The sequence below is a fragment of the Streptomyces sp. NPDC028289 genome (genome assembly GCF_055565975.1).
In genome coordinates, this window is record NZ_JBVHTI010000012.1 from 144,436 (window position 1) to 167,635 (window position 23,200).

Sequence of the window (23,200 nt, forward strand, 5' to 3'; positions counted from 1 at the left end):
GAGGCGCCGCGGGGCCGGGTCAGACGGCCTTGACGGGCGGGTAGACCGGCTGCCACATGGCGGCCCGGACGCGTTTCTCGACGGAGTCGTCGACGGTCGTGCCGGCCACCCCGTCGGCGGCCGCGGCGCGGGCCACCGCCACGGCGACCGCCACCGAGGTCTCGCGCAGCTGGTCGGTGAGGGGCAGGATCGGCGCGCCGGGGCCGTCGGCCTCGGTCTGCCCGGCCACGGCGTGCGCGGCGGCGACCAGCATGCCGTCGGTGACCCGGGTGGCCCGGGCGACGATCGCGCCCAGGCCGAGGCCCGGAAATACCAGCGCGTTGTTGGCCTGCCCGATCAGGTACCGGACCCCGTCCCGCTCGACCGGGCGGAACGGGCTGCCGGTGGCGATCAGGGCGTGGCCGTCGGTCCAGGCCAGCAGGTCGGCGGGGACCGCCTCGGCCAGGTCCGTCGGGTTGGACATCGGCAGGATGATCGGCCGTTCGGCGTGGGCGGCCATCGTACGGACGATCTCCTCGGTGAAGGAGCCGCCCTGCCCGGAGGTGCCGATCAGGACCGTCGGCCGGACCCGTGCGACGACCTCGGCGAGCGCGATGCCGCCCACCTTCTCGTCCCGCTGCCAGCCGGCGACCTCGGCGGCCGGGCGGGCGTAGCGGACCTGGAAGTCGCGCAGGTCCTGCTGGTCCTCGGTGAGCAGGCCGTGACGGTCGACGCCGTAGATGCGGGAGGTGGCCTCCGCCGCGGTCAGGCCGTCGGCGGCCATGGCGTCCCGCAGCTGGTCGGCGATGCCGATGCCGGCGGTGCCCGCGCCGAAGATCACGACCCGGTGGTCGCGCAGCGGGGTGCCGCTGGCCTTCACCCCGGAGAGCACGGCGGCGAGGTTGACGGCACCGGTGCCCTGCACGTCGTCGTTGAAGGTGAACTCGGTCGGGCGGTAACGCTCCAGGATGCGGCGGGCGTTGGCGGGGCCGAAGTCCTCCCAGTGCAGCAGGGCGTGCGGGAAGAGCCGGCGGGCGGTGGTGACGTAGGCGTCGATGAAGGCGTCGTACGTCTCCCGGTCCACGCGCGGGTGCCGGTTGCCGAGGTAGAGCGGGTTGTCGAGGAGCTCCTGGCGGTTGGTGCCGACGTCCAGCATGACCGCGAGGGTGCGGTTCGGGTCGATGCCGGCGGCGGCGGTGTAGACGGCGAGCTTGCCCACCGAGATGTCGATGCCGCCCACCCCCCAGTCGCCGATGCCGAGGATCGCCTCGCCGTCCGTGGCGACGATCAGGTCCACGTCGTCCGGGCCCGGACCGGCGGCCGTGAGCGCGCCCTCGATCTCCTCCGGGGCGTGCACCGACAGGTACACGCCGGCCGGACGCCGGTACTCGTTGCTGTAGCGCTGGATCGCCTTGCCGACCGTCGGGGTGTAGACGATGGGCAGCATCTCGTCGAGGTGGTCGCAGAGCAGGCGGTAGAAGAGCACCTGGTTGCGGTCGTGCAGCGCGGTGAGGTTGACGTTCCTGGCCAGGTCCGTCGGCTGTGCCGCGTACTGCTGGTACGCCCGCTCGGCCTGCTGCTCCAGGGTCAGCACCGCCGGCGGCACCAGGCCCACCAGGCCCAGCATCCGCCGCTCCTCGGGAGTGAAGGCGGTGCCCCGGTTGAGGCGGGGCTGGGAGAGCACGGCACGGCCTCGGGCGGTGGTCTCGATGCGCCCCTCGCCGGAATTCCACTGGGTCGTCATGATCGGCTCCTTGGCGTTTCCGTATCGCTTCCAGGATCGCGTGCGGGACGCTCCGGGTCGCTTCCGGGGAACTCGTGCCGACCGTGCCCCGGCCCCGGCCCCGGCCCCGGCCGCCGGTCAGCCACGGCGGGTCGCTGGAGGTGCCGCGATACGCCGTCTGCCGTCTGCCGTCTGCCGTCTGCCGTCTGCCGTCTGCGGGGCCGCCGTGGCTGGTCGTGCCCACGCGGCGGAGCCGCATATGAGTACGGCCCCGCGCCCCTTCCGGGCGCTGCCGAACCGCGGCGGAATCCGTCGGACCCGCTTGAGCCGCCGCCTTCCGCGGCTCAGGCCGCCGGCCGGATCAGCCCCGACTCGTAGGCGAAGGCCACCGCCTGCACCCGGGCGCGGGCGCCGATCTTCGCGAGGACGTTGCTGACGTGGGTCTTCACGGTGGTCGGGGCGATGGACAGCCACTGCGCGATCTCGGCGTTGGTCCACCCGGAGGCCACCGCGATCAGGACGTCGCGTTCGCGCCCGGTGAGGGTGCCGAGCCCCGAGGTGCGGGGGAGCGGGCGGACGGTGTGCTGCTGGCGGACGGCGTCGATGAGCGCCCGGGTCAGACCGGGCGTGATGACGGCGGCGCCGGCGGCCACCACCCGGATCGCCGCGGTCAGTTCGGCCGGGTCGGCGTCGTTGAGCAGGAAGCCGCCGGCGCCCGCTCGCAGGGCCGCCCAGGCGTCCGCCTCCTGCTCGGCCGCGGTCAGCATCAGGACCCGGGAGCCGCGGGGGGCGGCCGCGGGCTCGCCGCTGAAGCCGGGGGAGGGGGTGCGGGTCCGGGCAGCGGGGCGGGCGATGCGCCGGATGGTGTCGATGGCGTCCGCCCGGGACAGCTGGCTGTCCATGAGGACGACGTCGGGGCGGAGCGCGGCGCTCGCACGGATCGCCTCGTCCCTGTCCGCCGCCTCCCCGACGACCGTCAGCCCGGGCTCGGCGGTGAGGAGCATGCGCAGGGCGAGGCGCTGGAGGGATTGGTCGTTGACGACGAGTACGGAGACCGTGCCTGTCTTCTCCATGCGAGGTCCGTTCCGTGAACGAAACTGTTTCGTTCACATGCTACGCCTGGGACCGCCGCACCGGGAGAGGGGGGTCCGACTACTTGGCCCGGACCAGTCCGGCGTCGTACGCCGCGATCACGGCCTGGATCCGGTCGCGCGCCCCGATCTTGGCGAGGACCCGGCCGACGTGCTTCTTCACGGTCGACTCCGTGAGGACGAGGCGCTCGGCGATCTCCGTGTTGTTCCAGCCGTGGCCGATGGCGACCAGCACCTCGCGCTCCCGGTCGGTCAGCGAGCGCAGCCGGGGGTCCTCGACCGGGGAAGCGGGCGCCAGGACCCGGTGGGCGTAGGCGTCCAGGAGGCGCCGGGTCAGCGAGGGCGCCACCACGGCGTCGCCGCTCGCCACCGCGTGGATGCCCGCGACCAGCTCCTCCGGGCGGGCGTCCTTGAGCAGGAAGCCGCCGGCCCCGGCGCGCAGCGCGTCGTACGCGTATTCGTCGAGGTCGAAGGTGGTCACGATGAGGACGCGGGTGCGGCCGCCGGTGGCGACGATCCGCCGGGTCGCCTCCAGGCCGTCCATGCCGGGCATCCGGATGTCCATGAGGACGACGTCGGGCCTCAGCTCGGCGGCGAGCCGGACGGCCGCCGCGCCGTGCTCGGCCTCGCCGACCGGCTCCAGACCGGGGGTGCCCTCCAGCAGCATCCGCACGCCCATCCGCTGGAGGGGCTGGTCGTCGGCGATGAGTACGGTCGTCACAGGTTCTCTCCCGAAGCCGGTGCCGCGGAGGGTACGTCGAGGGCGACGTCGACCAGCCAGCCGGGGCCGCCCTCGCGCGGCCCTGCGACGACCGTGCCGCCGTACATCGCGGCCCGCTGCCGGATACCGACCAGGCCGTGCCCGGTGGCGCCGCCGGTGCCCTCGGACGGCTCCGGCGCCGCGCCGGTGTCCGCGACCCGGACCCGCACCTCACCCGCCGCCACGGTGACCGTCACCTCGGCGGACGTGCCGGGCCCGGCGTGCTTGAGGGTGTTGGTCAGCGCCTCCTGGACGATCCGGTAGACGGTGAGCTGGACACCGTCGCCCAGCGCGTCCGGGTCGCCCGTCGTCCGGTACGTCACCGGCAGCCCCGCCGCCCGGACCCGGGCCAGCAGCGGGTCCAGGTCCCGGATGCCGGGCTGCGGCGCGAGCGGACGCTCGTCGTCGGCGCCCTCGCGCAGCACGCCGAGGACCCGGCGCAGTTCGCTCATCGCCTGCCGGCCGGTGTCGCCGAGGATCCGCAGGGCCTCCGCGGACCGCTCGCCGCGGCTGCCGGCGAGGACCGCCGCGCCGTCGGCGACGCTGACCATCACGGAGAGGTTGTGGCCGACGATGTCGTGCATCTCCCGGGCGACCCGGGAGCGTTCGGCGGCGGCGGTGAGCCGTACCCGCTGCTCCTGTTCGATCTCCAGTTGCCGGGCCCGGTCCTCCAGGGCCGCCAGGTACAGCCCCCGGATACGGACGGTCAGGCCGACGGCGACCGCCGCGGTCAGCGTGCCCAGCAGGAAGAAGGCGCCGAGCAGCGGATGGTCGACCGGCGCCAGGCCGTAGGCGCCCAGACCGAGCGCGCCGACCGTCAGCCCGACCGCCCAGCCCAGCACCCGCAGGGAGCCGTGGCGGGCCAGCGTGTAGAGGGCGACGAGCGTGGCGGTGCCCGCCCGCAGCCAGACCCCCGCCGACCACTCGGCCAGGTTCACGGCGAGGATGGTGAAGTACACGGCGGCGGGAGCCCGGCGGCGCCACCACAGCGGTACCACCAGCGCGGCGACGAGGGCGTACAGGACGCCGGGCGGCAGCGCGTCCCGGGCGACCTCGTCCCCCAAGGGGGGCCCGTGGTCGACCATCAGCAGGTCGGGCAGGCTGACCAGCACCATGAACAGCACCGTCGCGGTGTCGAGCAGCCACGGATGCCGCCGGTCCAGCTGCCGCCTGCGGCTGCGGTCGCGCAGCATCCGGCCCAGCAGCGGATGCGCCCAGGCCGCGTCGAACCCGGGGGACGGCGTGCTCGCCGTCCCCCGGGCGGTGTCCCCGGCGGCTGCCGCGCGGTGCGGCGGACTCATGCCGACCATTGTCCTCGGTTCCAGATGTGCCTCGTCTGCCGGGCCGGGGTCAGACGTCGGTCCTGACCAGCCGGTACGCCGCCCCGGCCAGGGCCAGCGCCACCCAGCCGGCGAAGACGGCGATGCCCGCGCCGGGCGAGAGGGCGTCGGAGGACTGGTGCAGCGCGTAGACCGCCTGGCCCGCGTTGCTCGGGAAGTAGGGGCTGAGGGTGTCGTACCAGGAGTCGGGCAGCAGCGAGGCCAGCCCGGGCAGGATGAGCAGGATGCCGACCAGGGAGGCGATGGCCCCTGCGGAGTTGCGCAGCAGCACGCCCAGGGCCACACCGAAGACGGCGACCAGACCGAGGTAGAGGCCCGCCCCGGCCAGGCTGCGCAGCACCCCGTCGTCGCCGAGCGACAGGGAGATCTTCTCGCCGTCCAGGCCGGGTGCGCCGAGCCCGAACGCGGCCAGCGCGCCGACCGTGGTGAGGACCAGGGCGATCGGGCCGATCACGACGGCCTTCGCCCACAGCACCGGCAGGCGGCGCGGGACGGCGGTGAGCGTGGAGCGGACCATCCCGGTGCTGTACTCGCCCGCTGACAGCAGCACCCCGAGCACGCCCACGGCCAGCGACGCGAACGTCACGCCGGTCAGGGCCAGGCTGACCGCGTCGCTGTCGCCGCTGCTTTGGCCGGGCGGGCCGCCCGCCGCGGCGCCCGCGGTGTAGGTGTAGCCGGCGATCGTCCCGAACAGGACCAGCAGGAACACGGCGACCGAGAGGGTGATCCAACTGGAGCGCAACGACCAGAACTTGGCCCACTCCGAACGCAGCACCCGGGCGCCGGTGACCTTGTACGCGGCCGGGCGGGCGGGGGCGATGGGGGTGACGGTCATCAGGCGGCCTTTCGTGCGGTGCCGGCCGGAGCGCTCTGGTACTCGACCACGTCCCGGGTGAGGTCCATGAACGCCGTCTCCAGGGAGACGGCCTGCGGGGTGAGTTCGTACAGCGGTACGCCGTGCAGCGCGGCGATCGTGCCGATCTCCCGGGCGTCCCGGCCCGCGACCAGCAGCTCCTCGGCGGACGAGGAGGTGATCGTGACGTCGGGACCGGCCAGCAGCGAGCGCAGCTTCGCGGGCTCGCCGGTGACGACCTTCACGCCACCGCCGCCCGCCTCCCGGGTGAAGTCGTCGACCGTGGTGTCCGCGAGCAGCCGGCCCCGGCCGATGATCACCAGGTGGTCGGCGATCAGCGCGGTCTCGCTCATCAGGTGCGAGGAGAGCATCACGGCCCGCCCCTCGTCGGCCAGTTGCCGCAGCAGGTTGCGGACCCAGAGGACGCCCTCGGGGTCGAGGCCGTTGACCGGTTCGTCGAGCATCACGATCGCCGGGTCGCCGAGCAGCGCGGAGGCGATGCCGAGCCGCTGGCCCATGCCGAGCGAGAACGCGCCGACCCGCTTGCCGGCCACGCTCGTCAGCCCGGCCAGCTCGATCACCTCGTCGACCCGGCTGCGCGGGATGCCGTGCGTGTACGCGAGCGCCATCAGGTGGTTGACCGCGCTGCGGCCCGGGTGGACGGACTTGGCCTCCAGGAGAGTGCCGATCTCCTGCAGGGGCGCCGAGTGCCGGTCGTAGGAACGGCCGTTGACGGTGACCGACCCGTGCGTGGGGGCGTCCAGGCCGACGATCATCCGCATGGTGGTGGACTTGCCCGCGCCGTTCGGGCCGAGGAAGCCGGTCACCTCGCCCGGCTTCACGGTGAAGCTCAGACGGTCGACGACGGTCTTGTCGCCGTAGCGCTTGGTCAGTTCACGCGCTTCGATCATGGAGCTGGGCCTTCCTGTCTCGCACTCGGCCGCGGCCGGTCCCGGCGCGGTGTCCGCTGTCGAAGGTAGGAGCGGGCGGGCCGCAGGCCCTGGGACCCCGGGGGAATCTTCGGCCGGTGAGTGGTACCGGGGTACCAGAGCGATGTACTCACCGCGGCGGACGGCACCCGGCCGCCCGCCCCCCGGCCTGGCCTGTTTGACCGCGGCCGGCGCTGTCGGCTGGGCGACCGGGTCGGTGTCCTCGCCCCTCGCGTCGGTCGCGTCGACGGAGCAGACGAGGGTCCGGCCCAGGTCCCGGGCCCCGGCAAGGCGAAAAAGTGTTATCCCGGAACTCCACACTCCGTCTCCACACTGTGATCCCCGACATTGCCAAGGCCACCGCCCCGGCTGAGAGGGTGCGGTTATGAGGACGACGGACGTGCCGGTGTCACGGCAGTGGCGGGCCACGGTCGCGGCCGCGCAGGCCGGCGACCGGCGCGCCCTGGACGAACTGGTCGCGGGCTGGCTGCCGTTGGTCTACAACGTGGTCGGCCGTGCCCTCAACGGCCACGCCGACGTCGACGACGTCGTCCAGGAGACCATGCTGCGCGCCGTCGACAACCTCGGCACCCTGCGCGACCCGGACAGCTTCCGGTCCTGGCTGGTGGCCATCGCCATGCGGCAGATCCGGGACCGGGCGCGCCGCAGGCAGGACCGGAAACTGGACGAGGCGGTCCCGGACGGCACCGCCGACTTCGCCGAACTGACCGTGCTGCGACTCCAGTTGGAGGGCCAGCGGCGGGAGGTCGCGGAGGCCGTGCGCTGGCTGGACGCCGAGGACCGGCAGCTGGTGTCGCTGTGGTGGCTGGAGGTCTCCGGCGAACTCACCCGACGCGAACTGGCGGCGGCCGTCGGCATCAGCCGGCAGCACGCCGCCGTCCGCGTCCAGCGGATGAAGGAGCGGCTGGAGACCTCGCGGGGGATCGTGCGCGCGCTGGACGGGGCCTGCCCCGGGCTGCGCGAGCTGACCGGCCGCTGGGACGGGCGGCCCGACTCCGTCTGGCGCAAGCGGCTGGCCCGGCACATCCGCGGCTGCGGCTACTGCGGCGACACCCGCGACTCCGTCGTACCGGCGGAGCGGCTGCTGGTCGGGATCGCCCTGGTCCCGGTGCCGGTCGGCTTCACGCTGTCGCTGGCGCTCGGCGGCAAGACGGCGGTGGCGGCCACCGCCGCGACGTCCGCCGGGTGGTCGGCGAAGGTGCTCGGTGCGCTGACCAAGCCGGCCGTGGCGGTGACCGCCGGGGCGACGATCGTGGCGGGCGGCGCGTACGTCGTCGTACAGACACCGCACGACCCGGCACCGCGGACCGCAGTGTCGCCGACGGCGGCCGTCTCACGTGCGGTACCGCAGGCGCCGGTGACCACTCCCTCGCCGTCCCCTTCCACCCCGCCGTCTGCGTCCCCGTCGGCTTCGGCGGGCGCGGCGGTCTACGGCTCGGTCGTCGACGCGGTCGACACGGCGCCGGACCCGGACGCGAAGCCCGGTGCGCTGCCGCACCGGCCGGAGGGCGGGATCACCAGCAGCGGCGGGGCGCACGCGGTGCTGAACCACCGCGGGGACGGCGTGACGCTCAGCGGACAGGGCTATGTGCTGGTCCGCTGGCAGATCTCACCGCAGTACCGGGCCGGGAGCCTGGTCATGCCGTCCTGGACCGGGCTGAAGGGGAAGATCTTCCATGTGGCCTCGGCCGGCGGGCGGCGCATGGACGACCGGGTGAGTACGACGGACACGTCCGCGACGGGGATGGGCAGCTCCTCGACCGGGTACGCCGTGCTGCCCGCCGGCGCGCAGCAGATGTGGCAGAACGAGTACTACTACGTCGACGGCAGCGTCACGTTCACGGTGAACGAACGCGGAGCCGACTACGGGGTGAGCGTCTTCCCGTCGTCCTGGGACGCGGTGGAGAAGGACGTGCTGTACGGGCCTCCGGAGGGCGCGATCCGGTACGGGCTGGTGCGGGACGACGGGACGGACGCGGCGCCGGTTCCGCAGTACGTGACGAGGTCGGTGCCCAGTGATCCGGCGACGGTGGGGCAGAGATCGCGGGTCTGAGCGGGCCCGGCGACCGTCAGGGGCGCCGGGGGTACCCCCGGCCGGAGGCTGGGGGAGGAACTGCGCGACCGGCCACGACGGTGCGGCAGACGGCGGACGGCAGACGGCATGTCCCGGCACTTCGCCGAGCGTCTGGTGCGGGCCGGTCGGGGCTGGGCGCGTAGTTCCCCGCGCCCCTAAAGGGGCGCACTTTCGCGCAGGGTGTTGAGAAGCCCGACCCTGTTTGTCGTGATGGAGTCGACGCCCATCTTCAGCAGGCGGCGCATCGAGCGGCGGGTGTCCGGGGTCCAGCAGGAGACCAGGTAACCGGTGTGGTGGATGTGCTCGACCAGTTCGGGATCGAGCAGGCTGAAGCGGTAGTTCAGGTAGCGCGGGCGGATCACGTCCAGGAGCGCGGGGCGGGTCGGGGCCAGGCTCTTGCGGGTCAGGGCGATCTCGGCGGACGGGTCGGCCGCCCGGACCGCCAGCATCGTGACGGCGTCCCCCGTGTAGTAGACGCGGTCCGTCGCGTCGCACTCCCGGGCCACGGCCACGATCCGCGCCACCGCCCGCTCGCCCGGCTCCCCGGGCAGGTCGAGCATCACCCGGCTGCCCTCCGTCGCCGCCAGCGCCTCGGCGAGGGTCGGGACACCGCCCGCGGTGAGGCCCCACACCTCGTCCGCCGACAGGGAGCGCAGCGGGCGGTCGTGTTCCCACAGCCGCTTGAGCGTGTTGTCGTGCAGGAGGACGGGAACGCCGTCACGGGTGAGCCGTACGTCGGTCTCCACCGCGTCCGCGCCCCGATGGAGCGCGGAACGCAGGGAGTCGAGCGTGTTCTCGCGGAAGCGGTAGGGGTCGCCGCGGTGGGCCACGGCGGTCACGGTCTGCATGGGTCCATGTTCGCAGGGCCCGGCAGGGGTTCCGCAGAGGTTCCGCAGGGCCTCGTCAGGGGGCGAGCCACGCCTTGGTGTACGCGTCGATCTCGGCCGAGATCCTCGCCTTGCCCGTCAGGTCCAGGAAGGACGCCTCCACCGCGTTCTTCGCGAGGTCCGCGAGGCCGCGCTCGTCGAGGCCGAGGAGACGGGCGGCGACCGCGTACTCGTTGTCGAGGTCGGTGCCGAACATCGGCGGGTCGTCGGAGTTGACCGTGACCAGGACACCCGCGGCCACGAACTCCCTGATCGGGTGCTCTTCGAGGGTGCGGACCGCGCGGGTGGCGATGTTGGAGGTCGGGCACACCTCCAGCGCGATGCGGTGCTCGGCGAGGTGGGCGAGGAGCTTCGGGTCCTGCGCGGAGCTGGTGCCGTGGCCGATGCGCTCGGCGTGCAGGTGGGTCAGCGCGTCCCAGACCGTGCCGGGGCCGGTGGTCTCGCCCGCGTGCGGGACGGAGCGCAGGCCGGCTGCAATGGCCCGGTCGAAGTACGGCTTGAACTGCGGCCGCGGCACGCCGATCTCGGGGCCGCCGAGACCGAACGAGACCAGGCCCTCCGGGCGGAGGCGGTCGTCGGTCGCCAGCCGTGCCGTCTCCTCGGCGGCCTCCAGACCCGCCTCGCCCGGGATGTCGAAGCACCAGCGCAGCACCGTGCCGAACTCGGCCTCCGCTGCCTTCCGCGCGTCCTCGATCGCGTCCATGAAGGCCCGCTCGTCGATCCCGCGCCGGGTGGACGAGAACGGGGTGATCGTCAGCTCGGCGTAGCGCACCTGCTGGCGGGCCAGGTCGCGGGCCACCTCGTAGGTGAGCAGCCGCACGTCCTCGGGCGTGCGGATCAGGTCGACGACCGAGAGGTAGACGTCGATGAAGTGGGCGAAGTCCGTGAAGGTGAAGTAGTCGGCCAGGGCCTCGGGGTCGGTCGGGACCTTGGAGTCGGGGTGCCGGGCGGCCAGTTCCGACACGATGCGGGGGGAGGCGGAGCCGACGTGGTGGACGTGCAGTTCGGCCTTGGGCAGTCCGGCGATGAAGGCGTGCACGTCGTGCGCGTCGCCCGTGTCGCGCAGGGCGGCGGGGTCGGTGTGGCGGTCGGTCAAGGGTTCCTCCCCGGAACGGCGCGGGCCGCCTGCGGCGGGGTACGGCCGTGGGGCCCTGCGCGGTGATCGGCTGATCGGTGACTCGGGGTCATCGTAGGCCGGGCCGCGGATCGGCGGAGGGCCGGGCCGTAGCATGACGGCGGCATGCGCGCAGGAGAGGGGACATCGCACGATGGCTGACGAGATGCCGGAGGCTCCGAAGGTACGGCTGGACAAGGGGGAGTCCGCCGGGGAGGGGGCCGGGCCGGAGGCGTCGGAGGTACCGCCGCCGGTCCATGAGCAGCGGACGGCGGCGGCGATACCCGGGCCGCCCGCCGCCCCGCCGCCCCAGGGGTGGGCCAGCCCTCAAGCGGTGCCCGCCGACGCGCGGCCGGTCCCGCAGTCGAACCCCTTCGCGGCGCCGGATCCCGCCGGTCCACCGCCCAACCCCTACGCCCCGCCCGCGGCGCAGCAGCCGCGGAGTGCGGCGGTGCCGCCACCGCCGATCGCCCCGAACGGGCCGGGGCCGGTGCCGTACGGGTATCCCGGCGGTGCTCCGGCGCCGGGATACGGCTATCCCGGCCGGCCGCTGCCGTCGTACCCGGCCGGGCCCGGGTACGGAGGGTGGCCGGGGATGCAGCCGGCGCCCGACAACGGGCTGGGGACGGCCGCCATGGTGACCGGCATCATCAGCGCGATCGGGTTCTGCCTGGCGCCGGTCGCGCTGGTGCTGGGGGTGCTGGGCATTGTGTTGGGTTCGATCGGGCGGGCTCGGGTGAGACGAGGTCAGGCGACGAACGGTGGGCAGGCGCTGGCCGGGATCATCTGCGGGTCGGCGGGGCTGGTGCTCGCGGCGGCGTTCATCACGCTGATCGTGGTGGCGGGGAGCCAGGGCAACCAATAGAGGTCGTCGTCCGGGTGCGGCTGCGTGGGGGCTGGTCGCGCCCACGCGGCGGAGCCGCATATCAGATACAGTCCCGCGCCTCTTTGGGCGGGACCGGTCCTGTCGGGCGGAGTCCCGCGCCTCTTTGGGCGGGACCGGTCCTGTCGGGCGGAAGTCCCGCGCCCCTCAGACGGAAGCAGTCCCCTCTGTCTCCAAGCGCTCCCTTGCCTCCATCAACGCGAAGCCCAAGAGGTTCAGCCCCCGCCACTTCTCCGGGGCCTCTGCCCTCGTGTCTGTCGCGGCCAGACCGATGCCCCACACCCGGTCCAGCGGGCTGGCCTCCACCAGGACGCGGTCGCCGGTCGCCAGCAGGAAGTCACGGAGCCCGGCGTCGGCGGTGAACTTGTGGACGCTGCCCTCGGCCACGATGCCGAAGCGCTCCCGCTGCCATGTCGCCTCGTCGAAGCCCCGGACCAGTCGGCCCGCCTTCTTCGCCGCGGCGGGGTGTGTCGCCGCGAGGACCGCGCGCTCCGCCTCCGCGTCCCCGAAGAGCCGGGCCTTTCCCGCCATCATCCAGTGCTCGGCGGTCGCGTACTCCACACCGTCGACCACGAAGGGTGACGGCCACCACTGGCTCAGGCAGCTCGCCGAGACCTGCCCGTCGGGCCTCGGCCGGTGTCCCCAGAAGTGCAGGTACGTGATCCTGGCCCCCGCCTGGACCGCCCCGATCAGGGCCTCCACAGAATCGATCTTCGCCATGCACGCCAGTCTGGCAGCCACCACTGACACTCCGTCCCGCCTTTTCTCTGCTGACTCGACACCTGGTCGACAGATTCCGTCGCGTAACCAAAAGGCAACAACGGAATCACTTGTTGGCAGTCCCTTGCTCTGTCAGGATCGGCAGTCAAATCGAGCCGGAGCTACGCCACCCGCCTCTCGGGGCGGGGTGACGGCGGAGGAGAAGCGACATGGACAACCCGGGCACCGCCACCCCGGAGACCTTCCCCGCGCAGGAGCGGCTCGCGGGCGGCGCGCAGTACATCGCGGGCCGGTTCGCCAAGGGGACGTCACGTCGTACGCACGCCGTCGTCGACCCGGCCACCGGCGCGGAGGTGTACACGTACGAGCTGGCCGGAACCGAGGACGTCGACCGGGCCGTGGCCGCCGCCCGCGCCGCCTTTCCCGGCTGGGCCGCGACCACGCCCGGCGACCGGTCGGACGCGCTGCACCGGTTCGCCGCCGTGCTCGCCGACCGCGCCGAGGAATTCGCCCGTGCCGAGTCCCTCCAGTGCGGCAAGCCGCTGAAGCTGACGCGCGAGTTCGACGTGCCGGGGACCGTCGACAACACCGCGTTCTTCGCCGGTGCCGCCCGGCACCTGCAGGGGCAGGCCGCCGCCGAGTACTCCGGTGACCACACGTCGTACATCCGCCGCGAGCCCATCGGCGTCGTCGGGTCGATCGCGCCCTGGAACTATCCGCTCCAGATGGCCGCCTGGAAGATCCTCCCGGCGATCGCCGCAGGCAACACCATCGTGCTGAAGCCGGCCGAGCTGACCCCGCTGACCTCCCTCCTCTTCGCCGAGGCCGCCACGCTCGCCGGGATCCCGGACGGTGTGATCAACATCGTCACCGGGACGGGGCAGGTGGCCGGCGAGCACCTCGTCGGCCACCCCGACGTGGCCATGACCTCCTTCACCGGGTCCACCGGTGTCGGCAAGCGGGTCGCCGAGGTCGCCACCGCGACCGTGAAGCGGCTGCACCTGGAGCTCGGCGGCAAGGCGCCGTTCGTGGTCTTCGACGACGCGGACCTGGAGGCGGCCGTCAACGGTGCCGTCGCGGGCGCCCTCATCAACACCGGGCAGGACTGCACCGCCGCCACCCGCGCGTACGTGCAGCGGCCGCTCTACGAGGCCTTCGTGGAGCGGACGGCCGCCCTGATGGAGACCGTGCGGCTGGGGGACCCGTTCGCGCCCGGTACCGATCTCGGGCCGCTGATCTCGCACGCGCAGCGGGACCGGGTCGCCGGGTTCGTGGAGCGGGCGCGCGGCTATGCGCGCGTGGTGACCGGCGGCGAACCGCCGCAGGACGAGCTGAAGAGCGGCGCGTACTACCGGCCCACCCTGATCGCCGACGCGCCGCAGGACAGCGAGATCGTCCAGTCCGAGATCTTCGGGCCGGTGCTGGTCGTCCTGCCGTTCGACAGTGATGATGAGGGGATCCGGCTGGCCAACGACACCCCGTACGGTCTGGCAGCCTCCGCGTGGACCAGCGGCGTCTACCGGGCGAACCGCGCGACCCGCGAGATCAAGGCGGGGTGCGTGTGGGTCAACGACCACATTCCGATCATCAGTGAGATGCCGCACGGCGGTTATAAGGCGTCCGGCTTCGGCAAGGACATGTCGGCGTACTCGTTCGAGGAGTACACCCAGGTCAAGCACGTTATGTTCGACAATACGGCGGTGCCGCGGAAGGACTGGCACCGCACGATCTTCGGGGACCGATAGTCACAGCTCCGGCCGCTCGGTGAACGGCCGTCTTCCCGAAAGGGCATCTAGCGCATGAGGCAGTACGAGCCCGACCGCCCTACCCCGGTCGAAGTGGCCGCCATGCGGCGCAGTCTCCGCACCGGCCGGGCCGCCCTGGCCCGCCGGTCGTTCCTGGGCGGCGCGCTCGCGGTGGGCGGCGTCGGGGCGCTGAGCGCCTGCGGCATCCCCGCGGCCGGCAAGTCCCAGGGCGGCGTCTCCGCCGACGACCACTCGGCCACGGAGAAGGTCGTCAACTTCTCCAACTGGCCCGAGTACATCGACGTCGACGACAGCGGGAAGAAGCATCCGACGCTGGACGCGTTCCGCAAGCGGACCGGCATCACGGTCAAGTACACCGAGGACATCAACGACAACGACGAGTTCTTCGGCAAGATCCAGCCGCAGCTCGCCGCCGGCCAGGACACCGGCCGCGACCTGATCGTCCTCACCGACTGGCTGGCCGCCCGGATGATCCGGCTCGGCTACGTCCAGAAGCTGGACGCGTCCAACCTGCCGCACGCCTTCGCCAACCTGTCGGACCAGTTCCGCAGCCCCGACTGGGACCCGGGCCGGGCCTACTCGTACCCCTGGCAGGGCATTTCGACGGTCGTCGCCTTCAACAAGAAGGCGCTGAACGGCGTCGAGGTGAAGTCGGTCTCCGACCTGCTCGACAACCCCGCGCTCAAGGGCCGGGTCGGGCTGCTGACCGAGATGCGGGACACCGTCGGCATGACCATGCTCGACATGGGCATCGACCCGGCGAAGTTCACCGACGACGACTACGACACGGTGATCGCCCGCCTCCAGAAGGCCGTCGACAAGGGGCAGATCCGCCGGTTCACCGGCAACGACTACACCTCGGACCTCAGCAAGGGCGACCTGGCCGCCTGCGTCGCCTGGGGCGGCGACATCGTGCAGCTCCAGGCCGACAACCCGGACGTCGCCTACGTCATCCCGGACAGCGGCTACATGACGTCGACCGACAACATGCTGATCCCGAACAAGGCGCGCCACAAGACGAACGCCGAGCGGCTCATCGACTACTACTACGAGCCCGAGCAGGCCGCGGAACTCGCCGCCTACATCAACTACGTCAGTCCGGTCGCGGACGTGCAGCCGTACCTTGCCAAGATCGACAAGTCGGCAGCGACCAACCCGCTGATCGTTCCCGACAAGGCCATGCAGGCCAAGTCCCGTGCCTTCCGCTCCCTGAGCTCGAAGGAAGAGACGGCCTACCAGCAGAAGTTCGCGAAGCTCACAGGGGCGTGACGACACCATGACGACAGACAGCAGCGGCGACGTCCGCCTCACCGGCATCGGCAAGACCTACGACAACGGCTTCACCGCCGTACATCCGATGGACCTGACCGTGCCGCAGGGCTCCTTCTTCGCCCTCCTCGGTGCCTCCGGCTGCGGCAAGACCACCACCCTGCGCATGATCGCGGGACTGGAGGAGCCGACCACCGGCACCGTGCACCTCGGCGACCAGGACGTCACCCATCTGCCGCCGTACAAGAGGCCGGTGAACACGGTCTTCCAGTCGTACGCCCTCTTCCCGCACCTCGACATCTTCGAGAACGTCGCCTTCGGCCTGCGCCGGCGCGGCATCAAGAGCGTGAAGAAGCAGGTCGAGGACATGCTGGAGCTGGTCCAGCTCGGCGAGCAGGCGCGCAAGAAGCCGCACCAGCTCTCCGGCGGCCAGCAGCAGCGCGTCGCGGTGGCCCGCGCGCTCATCAACCACCCCAAGGTGCTCCTCCTCGACGAGCCGCTCGGCGCCCTCGACCTCAAGCTGCGCCGCCAGATGCAGCTGGAGCTCAAGCGGATCCAGACCGAGGTCGGCATCACCTTCGTGCACGTCACGCACGACCAGGAGGAGGCCATGACCATGGCCGACACGGTCGCCGTGATGAACGCGGGCCGCGTCGAGCAGCTCGGCTCGCCGGCCGACCTCTACGAGAACCCGAACACGACCTTCGTCGCGAACTTCCTCGGCACCTCGAACCTCATCGAGGCCGAGGTCGACACGAAGAGCGGGGACGACATCGTCCTCAAGGCCGGCGGCGGGAAGCTGGTGCTGCCCGAGGCGCGATGTTCGGCGCCGACCACGACCGGCGGCAAGGTGCTGGTCGGGATCCGGCCCGAGAAGATCTCCCTCACGCACGCCGACGACGCGGGCTCCATCCCCGAGGGCCGCAACCGGATCACCGGCAAGGTCGTCGACGCCAGTTTCATCGGCGTCTCCACGCAGTACGTCATCGACAGCCCGGTCTGCGACGAGTTCGCGGTGTACGTGCAGAACATCGAGCGCGACGGACGGCTCGTCCCCGGCGCCGACGTGGTCCTGCACTGGAGCCCGGCCCACACCTTCGGCCTCGACGCCGCCCAGGACATCGACGCCGGCACCGAGGAGGAGGCCGCCTGATGGCCACGCTCTCCGAGGCGCCCCCGCCCCTGGCGCCCGCCGAACCCGAGACGAAGAAGCCCCCGCGCAAGCGCGGCAGGTGGACCCCCTACTGGCTGCTGCTGCCCGGCATCCTCTGGCTGGTCGTCTTCTTCGCCCTGCCGATGATCTACCAGGGTTCCACGTCGATCCAGACGGGCTCCCTGGAAGAGGGCTACAAGGTCACCTGGCACTTCGCGACCTACTGGGACGCGCTGAGCGAGTACTGGCCGCAGTTCCTGCGGTCCGTCTTCTACGCGGCGGCGGCCACGGTTCTCTGCCTGCTGCTCGGCTACCCGCTGGCCTACCTGATCGCCTTCCGCGCCGGGCGCTGGCGGAACCTGATCATGATCCTGGTGATCGCGCCCTTCTTCACCAGCTTCCTGATCCGCACCCTGGCCTGGAAGACGATCCTCGCCGACAACGGCCCGGTCGTGCACGTCCTGAACTCGCTGCACGTCCTGAGCGTCACCGACTTCCTCGGCTGGACGGCCGGCGACCGCGTACTGGCCACCCCGCTCGCCGTGGTCTGCGGCCTGACGTACAACTTCCTGCCGTTCATGATCCTGCCGCTCTACACCTCGTTGGAGCGGATCGACGGCCGGCTGCACGAGGCCGCCGGCGACCTGTACGCCAAGCCGTGGACGACGTTCCGGAAGGTCACCTTCCCGCTGTCGATGCCGGGCGTGGTCTCCGGCACCCTGCTGACCTTCATCCCGGCGGCCGGTGACTACGTCAACGCCGAACTCCTCGGCTCGACCGACACCCGCATGATCGGAAACGTGATCCAGACGCAGTTCCTGCGGATTCTCGACTATCCGACGGCGGCCGCGCTCTCCTTCATCCTCATGGCCGCGATCCTCGCCATGGTCACCCTCTACATCCGCCGGTCCGGGACGGAGGATCTGGTCTAAATGCCCTTCGTCAACTGGCTCAAGAAGAATCTCGTCGTCATCGCGGGACTCCTGACGCTCGGATATCTCCTGCTTCCGAACGTCATCGTCACGGTGTTCTCCTTCAACAAACCGAAGGGGCGCTTCAACTACGAATGGCAGCAGTTCTCGCTGGACGCCTGGAAGCAGCCGTGCGGGGTCGCCGACATGTGCGGCTCGCTCTCCATCAGCCTCCGGATCGCCGCCCTGGCGACGATCGGGGCCACCGTGCTCGGCACGATGATCGCCTTCGCGCTGGTCCGCTACCGGTTCCGCGCCCGCGGCGCCGTCAACTCGCTGATCTTCCTGCCGATGGCGATGCCCGAGGTCGTGATGGCGGCCTCGCTGCTCACCCTGTTCCTCAACATGGGCGCCCAGCTGGGCTTCTACACCATCCTGATCGCCCACATCATGTTCTGCCTCAGCTTCGTCGTCACCGCGGTCAAGGCGCGTGTGATGTCGATGGACCCGCGCCTGGAGGAGGCGGCCCGGGACCTCTACGCCGGACCGGCGCAGACGTTCCTCAGGGTCACCCTCCCCATCGCGGCCCCCGGAATCGCGGCGGGCGCGCTGCTCTCCTTCGCGCTCTCCTTCGACGATTTCATCATCACCAATTTCAACGCGGGCTCCACCGTCACCTTCCCCATGTTCGTCTGGGGTTCGGCACAGCGCGGCACGCCCGTCCAGATCAACGTCATCGGTACGGCCATGTTCCTGGTCGCCGTACTGTTCGTCCTGGCATCGATGCTCATCAACAGCCGCCGCAACAGGCAAAAGGCATAACCCCTTAAATTGACTCTGTAGGGAGTTGAAAATCATGGCCCCAAGCGCCATGAGCCGTCAGGCAGATTGGACCAAGTCTCTCTCCGAAGCACAGCCGGTCCCGTACTGGCTCGAAGACCCCGGCAAGCCCCACCCCGAGCCCGCGCTCACCGGCGCCGACACCTGCGACCTGCTGGTCGTCGGCGGCGGCTACAGCGGACTGTGGACCGCGCTCAACGCCAAGGAGCGCGACCCCGGGCGCGAGGTGGTCCTGCTGGAAGGCCACGAGGTGGGCTGGGCCGCCTCGGGCCGCAACGGCGGCTTCTGCGCCGCCTCCCTCACCCACGGGCTGCCCAACGGGCTCGCCCGCTGGCCCGAGGAGATCCACCGGCTGCAGGAGCTGGGCATGCGCAACCTCGACGAGATCGAGGCCGCCGTCGCCCGGCACGGCATCGACTGCGAGTTCGAACGCACCGGCGAGATCGACGTCGCCACCGAGACCTACCAGGCCTGGGAACTCCGCGACTGGCACCGGCGACTGGAGCAGCAGGGCCTCGCGGACGGCATCGAGTTCCTCGACGCGGACGCGGTCCGCGAGCAGGTCGCCTCGCCCACCTTCGAGGCGGGCCTGTACGACCGCCGGGGCGTGGCCATGCTGCACCCGGCCAAGCTCGCCTGGGGCCTCAAGCAGGCCTGCCTCGCGCTCGGCGTCCGGGTGTACGAGCACACACCCGCCCTCGACCTGAAGGCGTACGGTGCCGGCATGGCCGTACGCACCCCGTACGGCGCCGTCCGCGCCCGGCAGGTCGTGCTCGCCACCAACATCTTCCCGAACCTGCTCAGGCGGGTCCGCGCCTACACCGTCCCGGTCTACGACTACGCCCTGATGACCGAGCCGCTCACCGCGGAGCAGCTCGGTGCGATCGGCTGGAAGAACCGGCAGGGCCTCGGGGACTCCGCCAACCAGTTCCACTACTTCCGGCTGTCCGCCGACAACCGCATCCTGTGGGGCGGCTACGACGCCGTCCACCACTACGGCGGCCGGGTGCGCCGCGAGTACGACGACCGTCCGGAGACCTACGCCAAGCTCGCCGAGCACTTCTTCACCTGCTTCCCGCAGCTGGAGGGCGTCCGCTTCACGCACGCCTGGGGCGGCGCGATCGACACCTGCTCCCGCTTCTCGGCGTTCTTCGGCACCGCGCACCAGGGCAAGGTGGCGTACGCGGCGGGGTACACCGGCCTCGGCGTCGGCGCCACCCGGTTCGGCGCCGACGTGATGCTGGACCTGCTGTCCGGGGAGGAGACCGAGCGCACCCGGCTGGAGATGGTCCGCAAGAAACCGCTGCCGTTCCCGCCCGAACCGTTCGCCTGGACGGGCATCGCCCTCACCAAGTGGTCGCTGGCCCGCGCCGACGCCCACGGCGGCCGCCGCAACCTGTGGCTCAGGGCGATGGACCGGCTGGGGCTGGGCTTCGACAGCTGAGCCGGTTCCGGGTTGACGCCGTCTCGAATGTGATCCAGGTCACTTCAATCGGTCGGTGAAACCCGCGTAATGCCCTCCGAAGACCGCCCTCTCTCCCCGTGACGCGACGCCCGCGTCGACGAGCGAGATGGGGAGGTCTTCTGATGACTGGGGCGAAGACGGCGGTCGAATGGCTGGCATCCGTCGCACCGGATCCCGAGGCCTGCCGCTGGGAATGGGAGCGCAACCCGCTGGGGATCGCGCTGCTGCCCGCCGGCAGGGCCTGGGACGTACTGATCCTGCCGGGCGAACTCGGCTATCCGACCCTCGACGTGCTCACCCGCGTCCTCGACCAACCGGGGCCCGTCCTGGCCGACTTCGGGGACGAGCGGGTGGGCTTCTTCGTGCCGCCCGGAACGGCCGCCAGGTGGCTCGGCACGGGGGTCCGCACGGCGGGGGCCGGGACCTGGATCGTCGTGCCGTATCCCGGGCGGTCGGCCCAGGGGGTGCGGTGGCTGGTGGCGCCGGACGGGTCGGGGACGCTGACGGATCCGGGGCTGCTGGAACTGGCGATGCATGAGGCTGCCGCCGGCTTGGCCGATGACTAAGGGCTGTCCCGTAATCCCTGGTGGATCAGCGCGCGGCGTCAGATGCGGTGCATCGCAAGGCGGAGGGTCGTCCTCATACTGGGCGTATTCGGGCGAGCCCGACAACGCTGCGAGGTGCCGTAGCTGTCGTCGTGCGCCCGCCGGGGATTACGGGACAGCCCTTAGGCGCCGTTCGCGTGAGGTTGTCGGTCGGGTGCAGGCGTGTGGGGATTGTTCGCGCAGTTCCCCGCGCCCCTTTGGGGGGTGGCAGGTCTGTGGGCAGATCGTTGCCGCAGCCCTTGACAGGTAAATTGGTCTGGACCAAGTTGAGTGCGCACCCCACCTCCAAATCCCCCATCCCCGGAGGCACTTGTGGTTCGCGCGAGACCTGTCCTCACCATGCTCACGGCCGCGTTGCTGGCCGTACCCGGTATCACCGCTCTCTCGTCGGCCGCCCGTGCGGCCGACGCGGACCTCGCCGTCAACGGCGGGTTCGAATCGGGCCTCTCCGGCTGGACCTGCACGGCGGGCAGCGGCACGACGGTCAACTCTCCCGTGCACAGCGGGAGTTCCGCGCTGCAGGCGACCCCGGCCGGCAGTGACAACGCCCAGTGCGCGCAGACCGTGACCGTCAGGCCGAGTGCGCAGTACACCCTGTCCGGCTACGTCCGCGGCTCCTACGTCTACCTCGGCGCGAGCGGCACCGGCACCACCGACGTCTCCACCTGGACCCAGTCCGCCCCCGACTGGCAGAAGCTCACGACCACCTTCACCACGGGCGCCTCGACGACGAAGGTCACCGTCTACACCCACGGCTGGTACGGCACCGGCGCCTACTACGCCGACGACCTGTCGCTGGTCGGACCGGGCGCCTCCGCGGGCCAGCCGCCGGCCGCCCCCACCGGCCTCACCGCGGGCACGGTCACCTCCTCCAGCGTTGCCCTGTCCTGGACCGCGGTCACCGGGGCCACGAGCTACGCGGTCTACCGGGACGGCGTGAAAGTCCAGACGGCGACCGGGACGTCGGCGACCGTGACCGGGCTGAACCCGTCGACGGCGTACAGCTTCCAGGTCACCGCCGTGAACGACGCCGGCGAGTCCGCGAAGTCCGCCGCGGTGACCGCCACCACGGGCACCGGCTCCTCCGGAGGCTCCACCGGCCTGCCCACCCACGCCCTGGTCGGCTACCTCCACTCCTCCTTCGCCAACGGCTCCGGGTACACCCGGCTCGCCGACGTCCCCGACAGCTGGGACGTCATCGACCTGGCCTTCGGCGAGCCGACCTCGGCCACCTCCGGGGACATCCGCTTCAACCGCTGCCCGGTCACCGAGTGCCCGAACGTCGAGAGCGACGCCGACTTCAAGGCGGCGATCAAGGCCAAGCAGGCGGCAGGCAAGAAGGTGCTGATATCGATCGGCGGCGCCAACGGCCAGGTCCAGCTCACCACGACCGCCGCCCGGGACACCTTCGTCTCCTCCGTCTCGAACATCATCGACACCTACGGCCTCGACGGCCTGGACATCGACTTCGAGGGCCACTCGCTCTCCCTGGACGCGAGCGACACGGACTTCAGGAACCCGACGACCCCGGTGATCGTCAACCTCATCTCCGCTCTGAAGACGCTGAAGGCCAAGTACGGCTCGAAGTTCGTGCTGTCCATGGCGCCCGAGACGTTCTTCGTGCAGATGGGCTACCAGTTCTACGGCACCGGCAAGTTCGGTGGCCAGGACCCGCGGTGCGGGGCGTACCTCCCGGTCGTCTACGCCCTGCGCGACGACCTGACCCTGCTGCACGTCCAGGACTACAACTCGGGCCCGATCATGGGCCTCGACAACCAGTACCACTCCATGGGCGGCGCCGACTTCCACGTCGCCATGACCGACATGCTGCTCACCGGCTTCCCGGTGGCCGGGGACGCCAACAACGTCTTTCCACCGCTGCGCCCCGACCAGATCGCGATCGGCATGCCGGCGTCGACGAACGCGGGCAACGGCTACGTGGCACCGTCCGAGGTCACCAAGACCCTGGACTGCCTGACGAAGAAGACCAACTGCGGCTCGTACACCACCCATGGCACCTGGCCCGCGCTGCGCGGCCTGATGACCTGGTCGGTCAACTGGGACCGGTTCTCGAACTGGGAGTTCCAGAAGACCTTCGACGCGTACTTCGGCTGAGCAGCAGTCCCAGCGACGTCAGCAGGACGGTGGCCAGGCACCAGCCGGCCACCACGTCCAGCGGCCAGTGGTAGCCGCGGCGGACCAGGCCGTAGGAGACGCCGAGGACGAGCGTCGCGCAGACGGCGACGATGGCCCGGCGGGCGGCGGCGGACGCGAGCCAGGGGAGGAGGAGCAGGGTCGCGGAGCCGTACGCGATCGCCGCCGTCGCCGTGTGGCCGGAGGGGAAGTAGCCGACCGCCGGGGGCACCACCGGGGTCCCCGGCCGGGCGGTCCAGTCCTTGAGCGGCACGACGATCGCCGGGACGAGGGCCATCAGGACGGCGGCGGCCGTCGGCGGCAGCCACCACCGGTCTGTACCAGTGGCACGGCCACGCCACGCGACGTACGCGATGACGAGCACCAGGACCGGGACCGCGACCTGTACGTTCCCGAGGTCCGAGAGGAGTTCGGAGAACCGGTCCGGGTGGACGAGCGCGCTGCTCAGACGGCTGTCCAGACGGAGCAGCGGGCCATGGGCCACGACCTGCCAGGTGATCAGCGCGAAGAGGAGGGCCGGCAGGCCCAGAAGCCCCACGAGTCCCGCGGGGCGAAAGTGAAGGAAGGAGGTCGGCCACCCCGGAACAGGGGGGGTGGTTCCGGGGCGGCCGTCCGGATCGGAACGCCGCGCGCCCCGGGGGGTTTGGGGCGGGCGACCGTCCG

At 71.6% G+C, this 23,200-nt stretch carries 20 protein-coding genes; 10 read left to right on the forward strand and 10 right to left on the reverse strand.

All coding sequences use genetic code 11. From position 1 onward, the window contains the following. Window positions 1-19: 19 nt before the first annotated feature. The 6 genes from ACZ4UV_RS47100 to ACZ4UV_RS47125 form a co-directional block, all read right to left on the reverse strand. Window positions 20-1,723 (reverse strand): NAD-dependent malic enzyme, encoded by a 1,704-nt coding sequence (locus ACZ4UV_RS47100; RefSeq protein ID WP_451016969.1) that lies wholly within the window; start codon window positions 1,721-1,723, stop codon window positions 20-22. A gap of 323 nt (window positions 1,724-2,046) precedes the next feature. Further along, the gene (locus ACZ4UV_RS47105; RefSeq protein ID WP_467847727.1) at window positions 2,047-2,775 is read right to left on the reverse strand and encodes a LuxR C-terminal-related transcriptional regulator; all 729 of its coding nucleotides are present in this window, start codon (window positions 2,773-2,775) and stop codon (window positions 2,047-2,049) included. A 79-nt stretch (window positions 2,776-2,854) separates the two neighbouring features. After that, a complete protein-coding gene (locus tag ACZ4UV_RS47110; RefSeq protein ID WP_451016967.1) occupies window positions 2,855-3,514 on the reverse strand; it encodes a response regulator in 660 nt (219 codons plus the stop codon). Beyond that, the gene (locus ACZ4UV_RS47115; RefSeq protein WP_467847734.1) at window positions 3,511-4,854 is read right to left on the reverse strand and encodes a sensor histidine kinase; all 1,344 of its coding nucleotides are present in this window, start codon (window positions 4,852-4,854) and stop codon (window positions 3,511-3,513) included. Before ACZ4UV_RS47115 ends, ACZ4UV_RS47110 begins: the two co-directional genes overlap by 4 nt. A gap of 49 nt (window positions 4,855-4,903) precedes the next feature. After that, the gene (locus tag ACZ4UV_RS47120) at window positions 4,904-5,728 is read right to left on the reverse strand and encodes an ABC transporter permease (protein WP_451016965.1); all 825 of its coding nucleotides are present in this window, start codon (window positions 5,726-5,728) and stop codon (window positions 4,904-4,906) included. Next, window positions 5,728-6,657: an ABC transporter ATP-binding protein gene (locus ACZ4UV_RS47125; RefSeq protein WP_467847738.1), complete on the reverse strand. Its 930-nt coding sequence runs from the start codon at window positions 6,655-6,657 to the stop codon at window positions 5,728-5,730. The genes ACZ4UV_RS47120 and ACZ4UV_RS47125 overlap by 1 nt, the downstream gene beginning before the upstream one ends. Before the next feature lie 403 nt (window positions 6,658-7,060). Here ACZ4UV_RS47125 and ACZ4UV_RS47130 point away from each other — a divergent pair, with 403 nt between their 5' ends. Further along, window positions 7,061-8,749 (forward strand): RNA polymerase sigma factor, encoded by a 1,689-nt coding sequence (locus ACZ4UV_RS47130; RefSeq protein ID WP_451016964.1) that lies wholly within the window; start codon window positions 7,061-7,063, stop codon window positions 8,747-8,749. Window positions 8,750-8,925: 176 nt separating this feature from the next. On the opposite strand, the gene ACZ4UV_RS47135 is transcribed toward ACZ4UV_RS47130, so the two are convergent. Continuing rightward, a complete protein-coding gene (locus ACZ4UV_RS47135) occupies window positions 8,926-9,618 on the reverse strand; it encodes a glycerophosphodiester phosphodiesterase (RefSeq protein ID WP_451023172.1) in 693 nt (230 codons plus the stop codon). 55 nt (window positions 9,619-9,673) lie between these two features. Continuing rightward, window positions 9,674-10,888, reverse strand: a complete 1,215-nt coding sequence (locus ACZ4UV_RS47140; protein WP_467847742.1) for an adenosine deaminase — start codon at window positions 10,886-10,888, stop codon at window positions 9,674-9,676. Between the two features lie 37 nt (window positions 10,889-10,925). On the opposite strand from ACZ4UV_RS47140, the gene ACZ4UV_RS47145 reads away from it, so the two are divergent. Next, window positions 10,926-11,636, forward strand: a complete 711-nt coding sequence (locus ACZ4UV_RS47145) for a DUF4190 domain-containing protein (RefSeq protein ID WP_451023170.1) — start codon at window positions 10,926-10,928, stop codon at window positions 11,634-11,636. Window positions 11,637-11,801: 165 nt separating this feature from the next. On the opposite strand, the gene ACZ4UV_RS47150 is transcribed toward ACZ4UV_RS47145, so the two are convergent. Next, on the reverse strand, window positions 11,802-12,374 hold the full coding sequence (locus ACZ4UV_RS47150; RefSeq protein ID WP_451022171.1) for an NADAR family protein: 573 nt from the start codon (window positions 12,372-12,374) through the stop codon (window positions 11,802-11,804). A gap of 209 nt (window positions 12,375-12,583) precedes the next feature. On the opposite strand from ACZ4UV_RS47150, the gene ACZ4UV_RS47155 reads away from it, so the two are divergent. The 8 genes from ACZ4UV_RS47155 to ACZ4UV_RS47190 all read left to right on the forward strand — a co-directional run bounded on the left by ACZ4UV_RS47155 (window position 12,584) and on the right by ACZ4UV_RS47190 (window position 22,498). Next, window positions 12,584-14,119, forward strand: a complete 1,536-nt coding sequence (locus ACZ4UV_RS47155; protein ID WP_451022170.1) for a gamma-aminobutyraldehyde dehydrogenase — start codon at window positions 12,584-12,586, stop codon at window positions 14,117-14,119. A 54-nt stretch (window positions 14,120-14,173) separates the two neighbouring features. Continuing rightward, the gene (locus ACZ4UV_RS47160) at window positions 14,174-15,409 is read left to right on the forward strand and encodes a polyamine ABC transporter substrate-binding protein (protein ID WP_351492366.1); all 1,236 of its coding nucleotides are present in this window, start codon (window positions 14,174-14,176) and stop codon (window positions 15,407-15,409) included. A 7-nt stretch (window positions 15,410-15,416) separates the two neighbouring features. Then, complete coding sequence (locus ACZ4UV_RS47165; RefSeq protein ID WP_390041012.1) at window positions 15,417-16,562, forward strand: ABC transporter ATP-binding protein; 1,146 nt, start codon at window positions 15,417-15,419, stop codon at window positions 16,560-16,562. Further along, window positions 16,562-17,494, forward strand: coding sequence for an ABC transporter permease (locus ACZ4UV_RS47170; protein ID WP_390041014.1), 933 nt, complete (start codon window positions 16,562-16,564; stop codon window positions 17,492-17,494). Before ACZ4UV_RS47165 ends, ACZ4UV_RS47170 begins: the two co-directional genes overlap by 1 nt. Next, window positions 17,495-18,295, forward strand: coding sequence for an ABC transporter permease (locus ACZ4UV_RS47175; RefSeq protein ID WP_390041016.1), 801 nt, complete (start codon window positions 17,495-17,497; stop codon window positions 18,293-18,295). 34 nt (window positions 18,296-18,329) lie between these two features. Then, window positions 18,330-19,757: an NAD(P)/FAD-dependent oxidoreductase gene (locus ACZ4UV_RS47180; RefSeq protein ID WP_467847756.1), complete on the forward strand. Its 1,428-nt coding sequence runs from the start codon at window positions 18,330-18,332 to the stop codon at window positions 19,755-19,757. Between the two features lie 143 nt (window positions 19,758-19,900). After that, window positions 19,901-20,344, forward strand: coding sequence for a hypothetical protein (locus ACZ4UV_RS47185; protein ID WP_451022168.1), 444 nt, complete (start codon window positions 19,901-19,903; stop codon window positions 20,342-20,344). Between the two features lie 378 nt (window positions 20,345-20,722). Then, window positions 20,723-22,498, forward strand: a complete 1,776-nt coding sequence (locus ACZ4UV_RS47190) for a chitinase (RefSeq protein WP_451017358.1) — start codon at window positions 20,723-20,725, stop codon at window positions 22,496-22,498. Here the strand turns inward: ACZ4UV_RS47190 and ACZ4UV_RS47195 are convergent. Beyond that, window positions 22,437-23,075 carry a phosphatase PAP2 family protein gene (locus ACZ4UV_RS47195; protein WP_451017357.1) on the reverse strand — a complete coding sequence of 213 codons (639 nt, stop codon included), beginning with the start codon at window positions 23,073-23,075 and terminating at the stop codon, window positions 22,437-22,439. The two genes, ACZ4UV_RS47190 and ACZ4UV_RS47195, sit on opposite strands and share 62 nt — an antisense overlap. Window positions 23,076-23,200 lie beyond the last annotated feature (125 nt).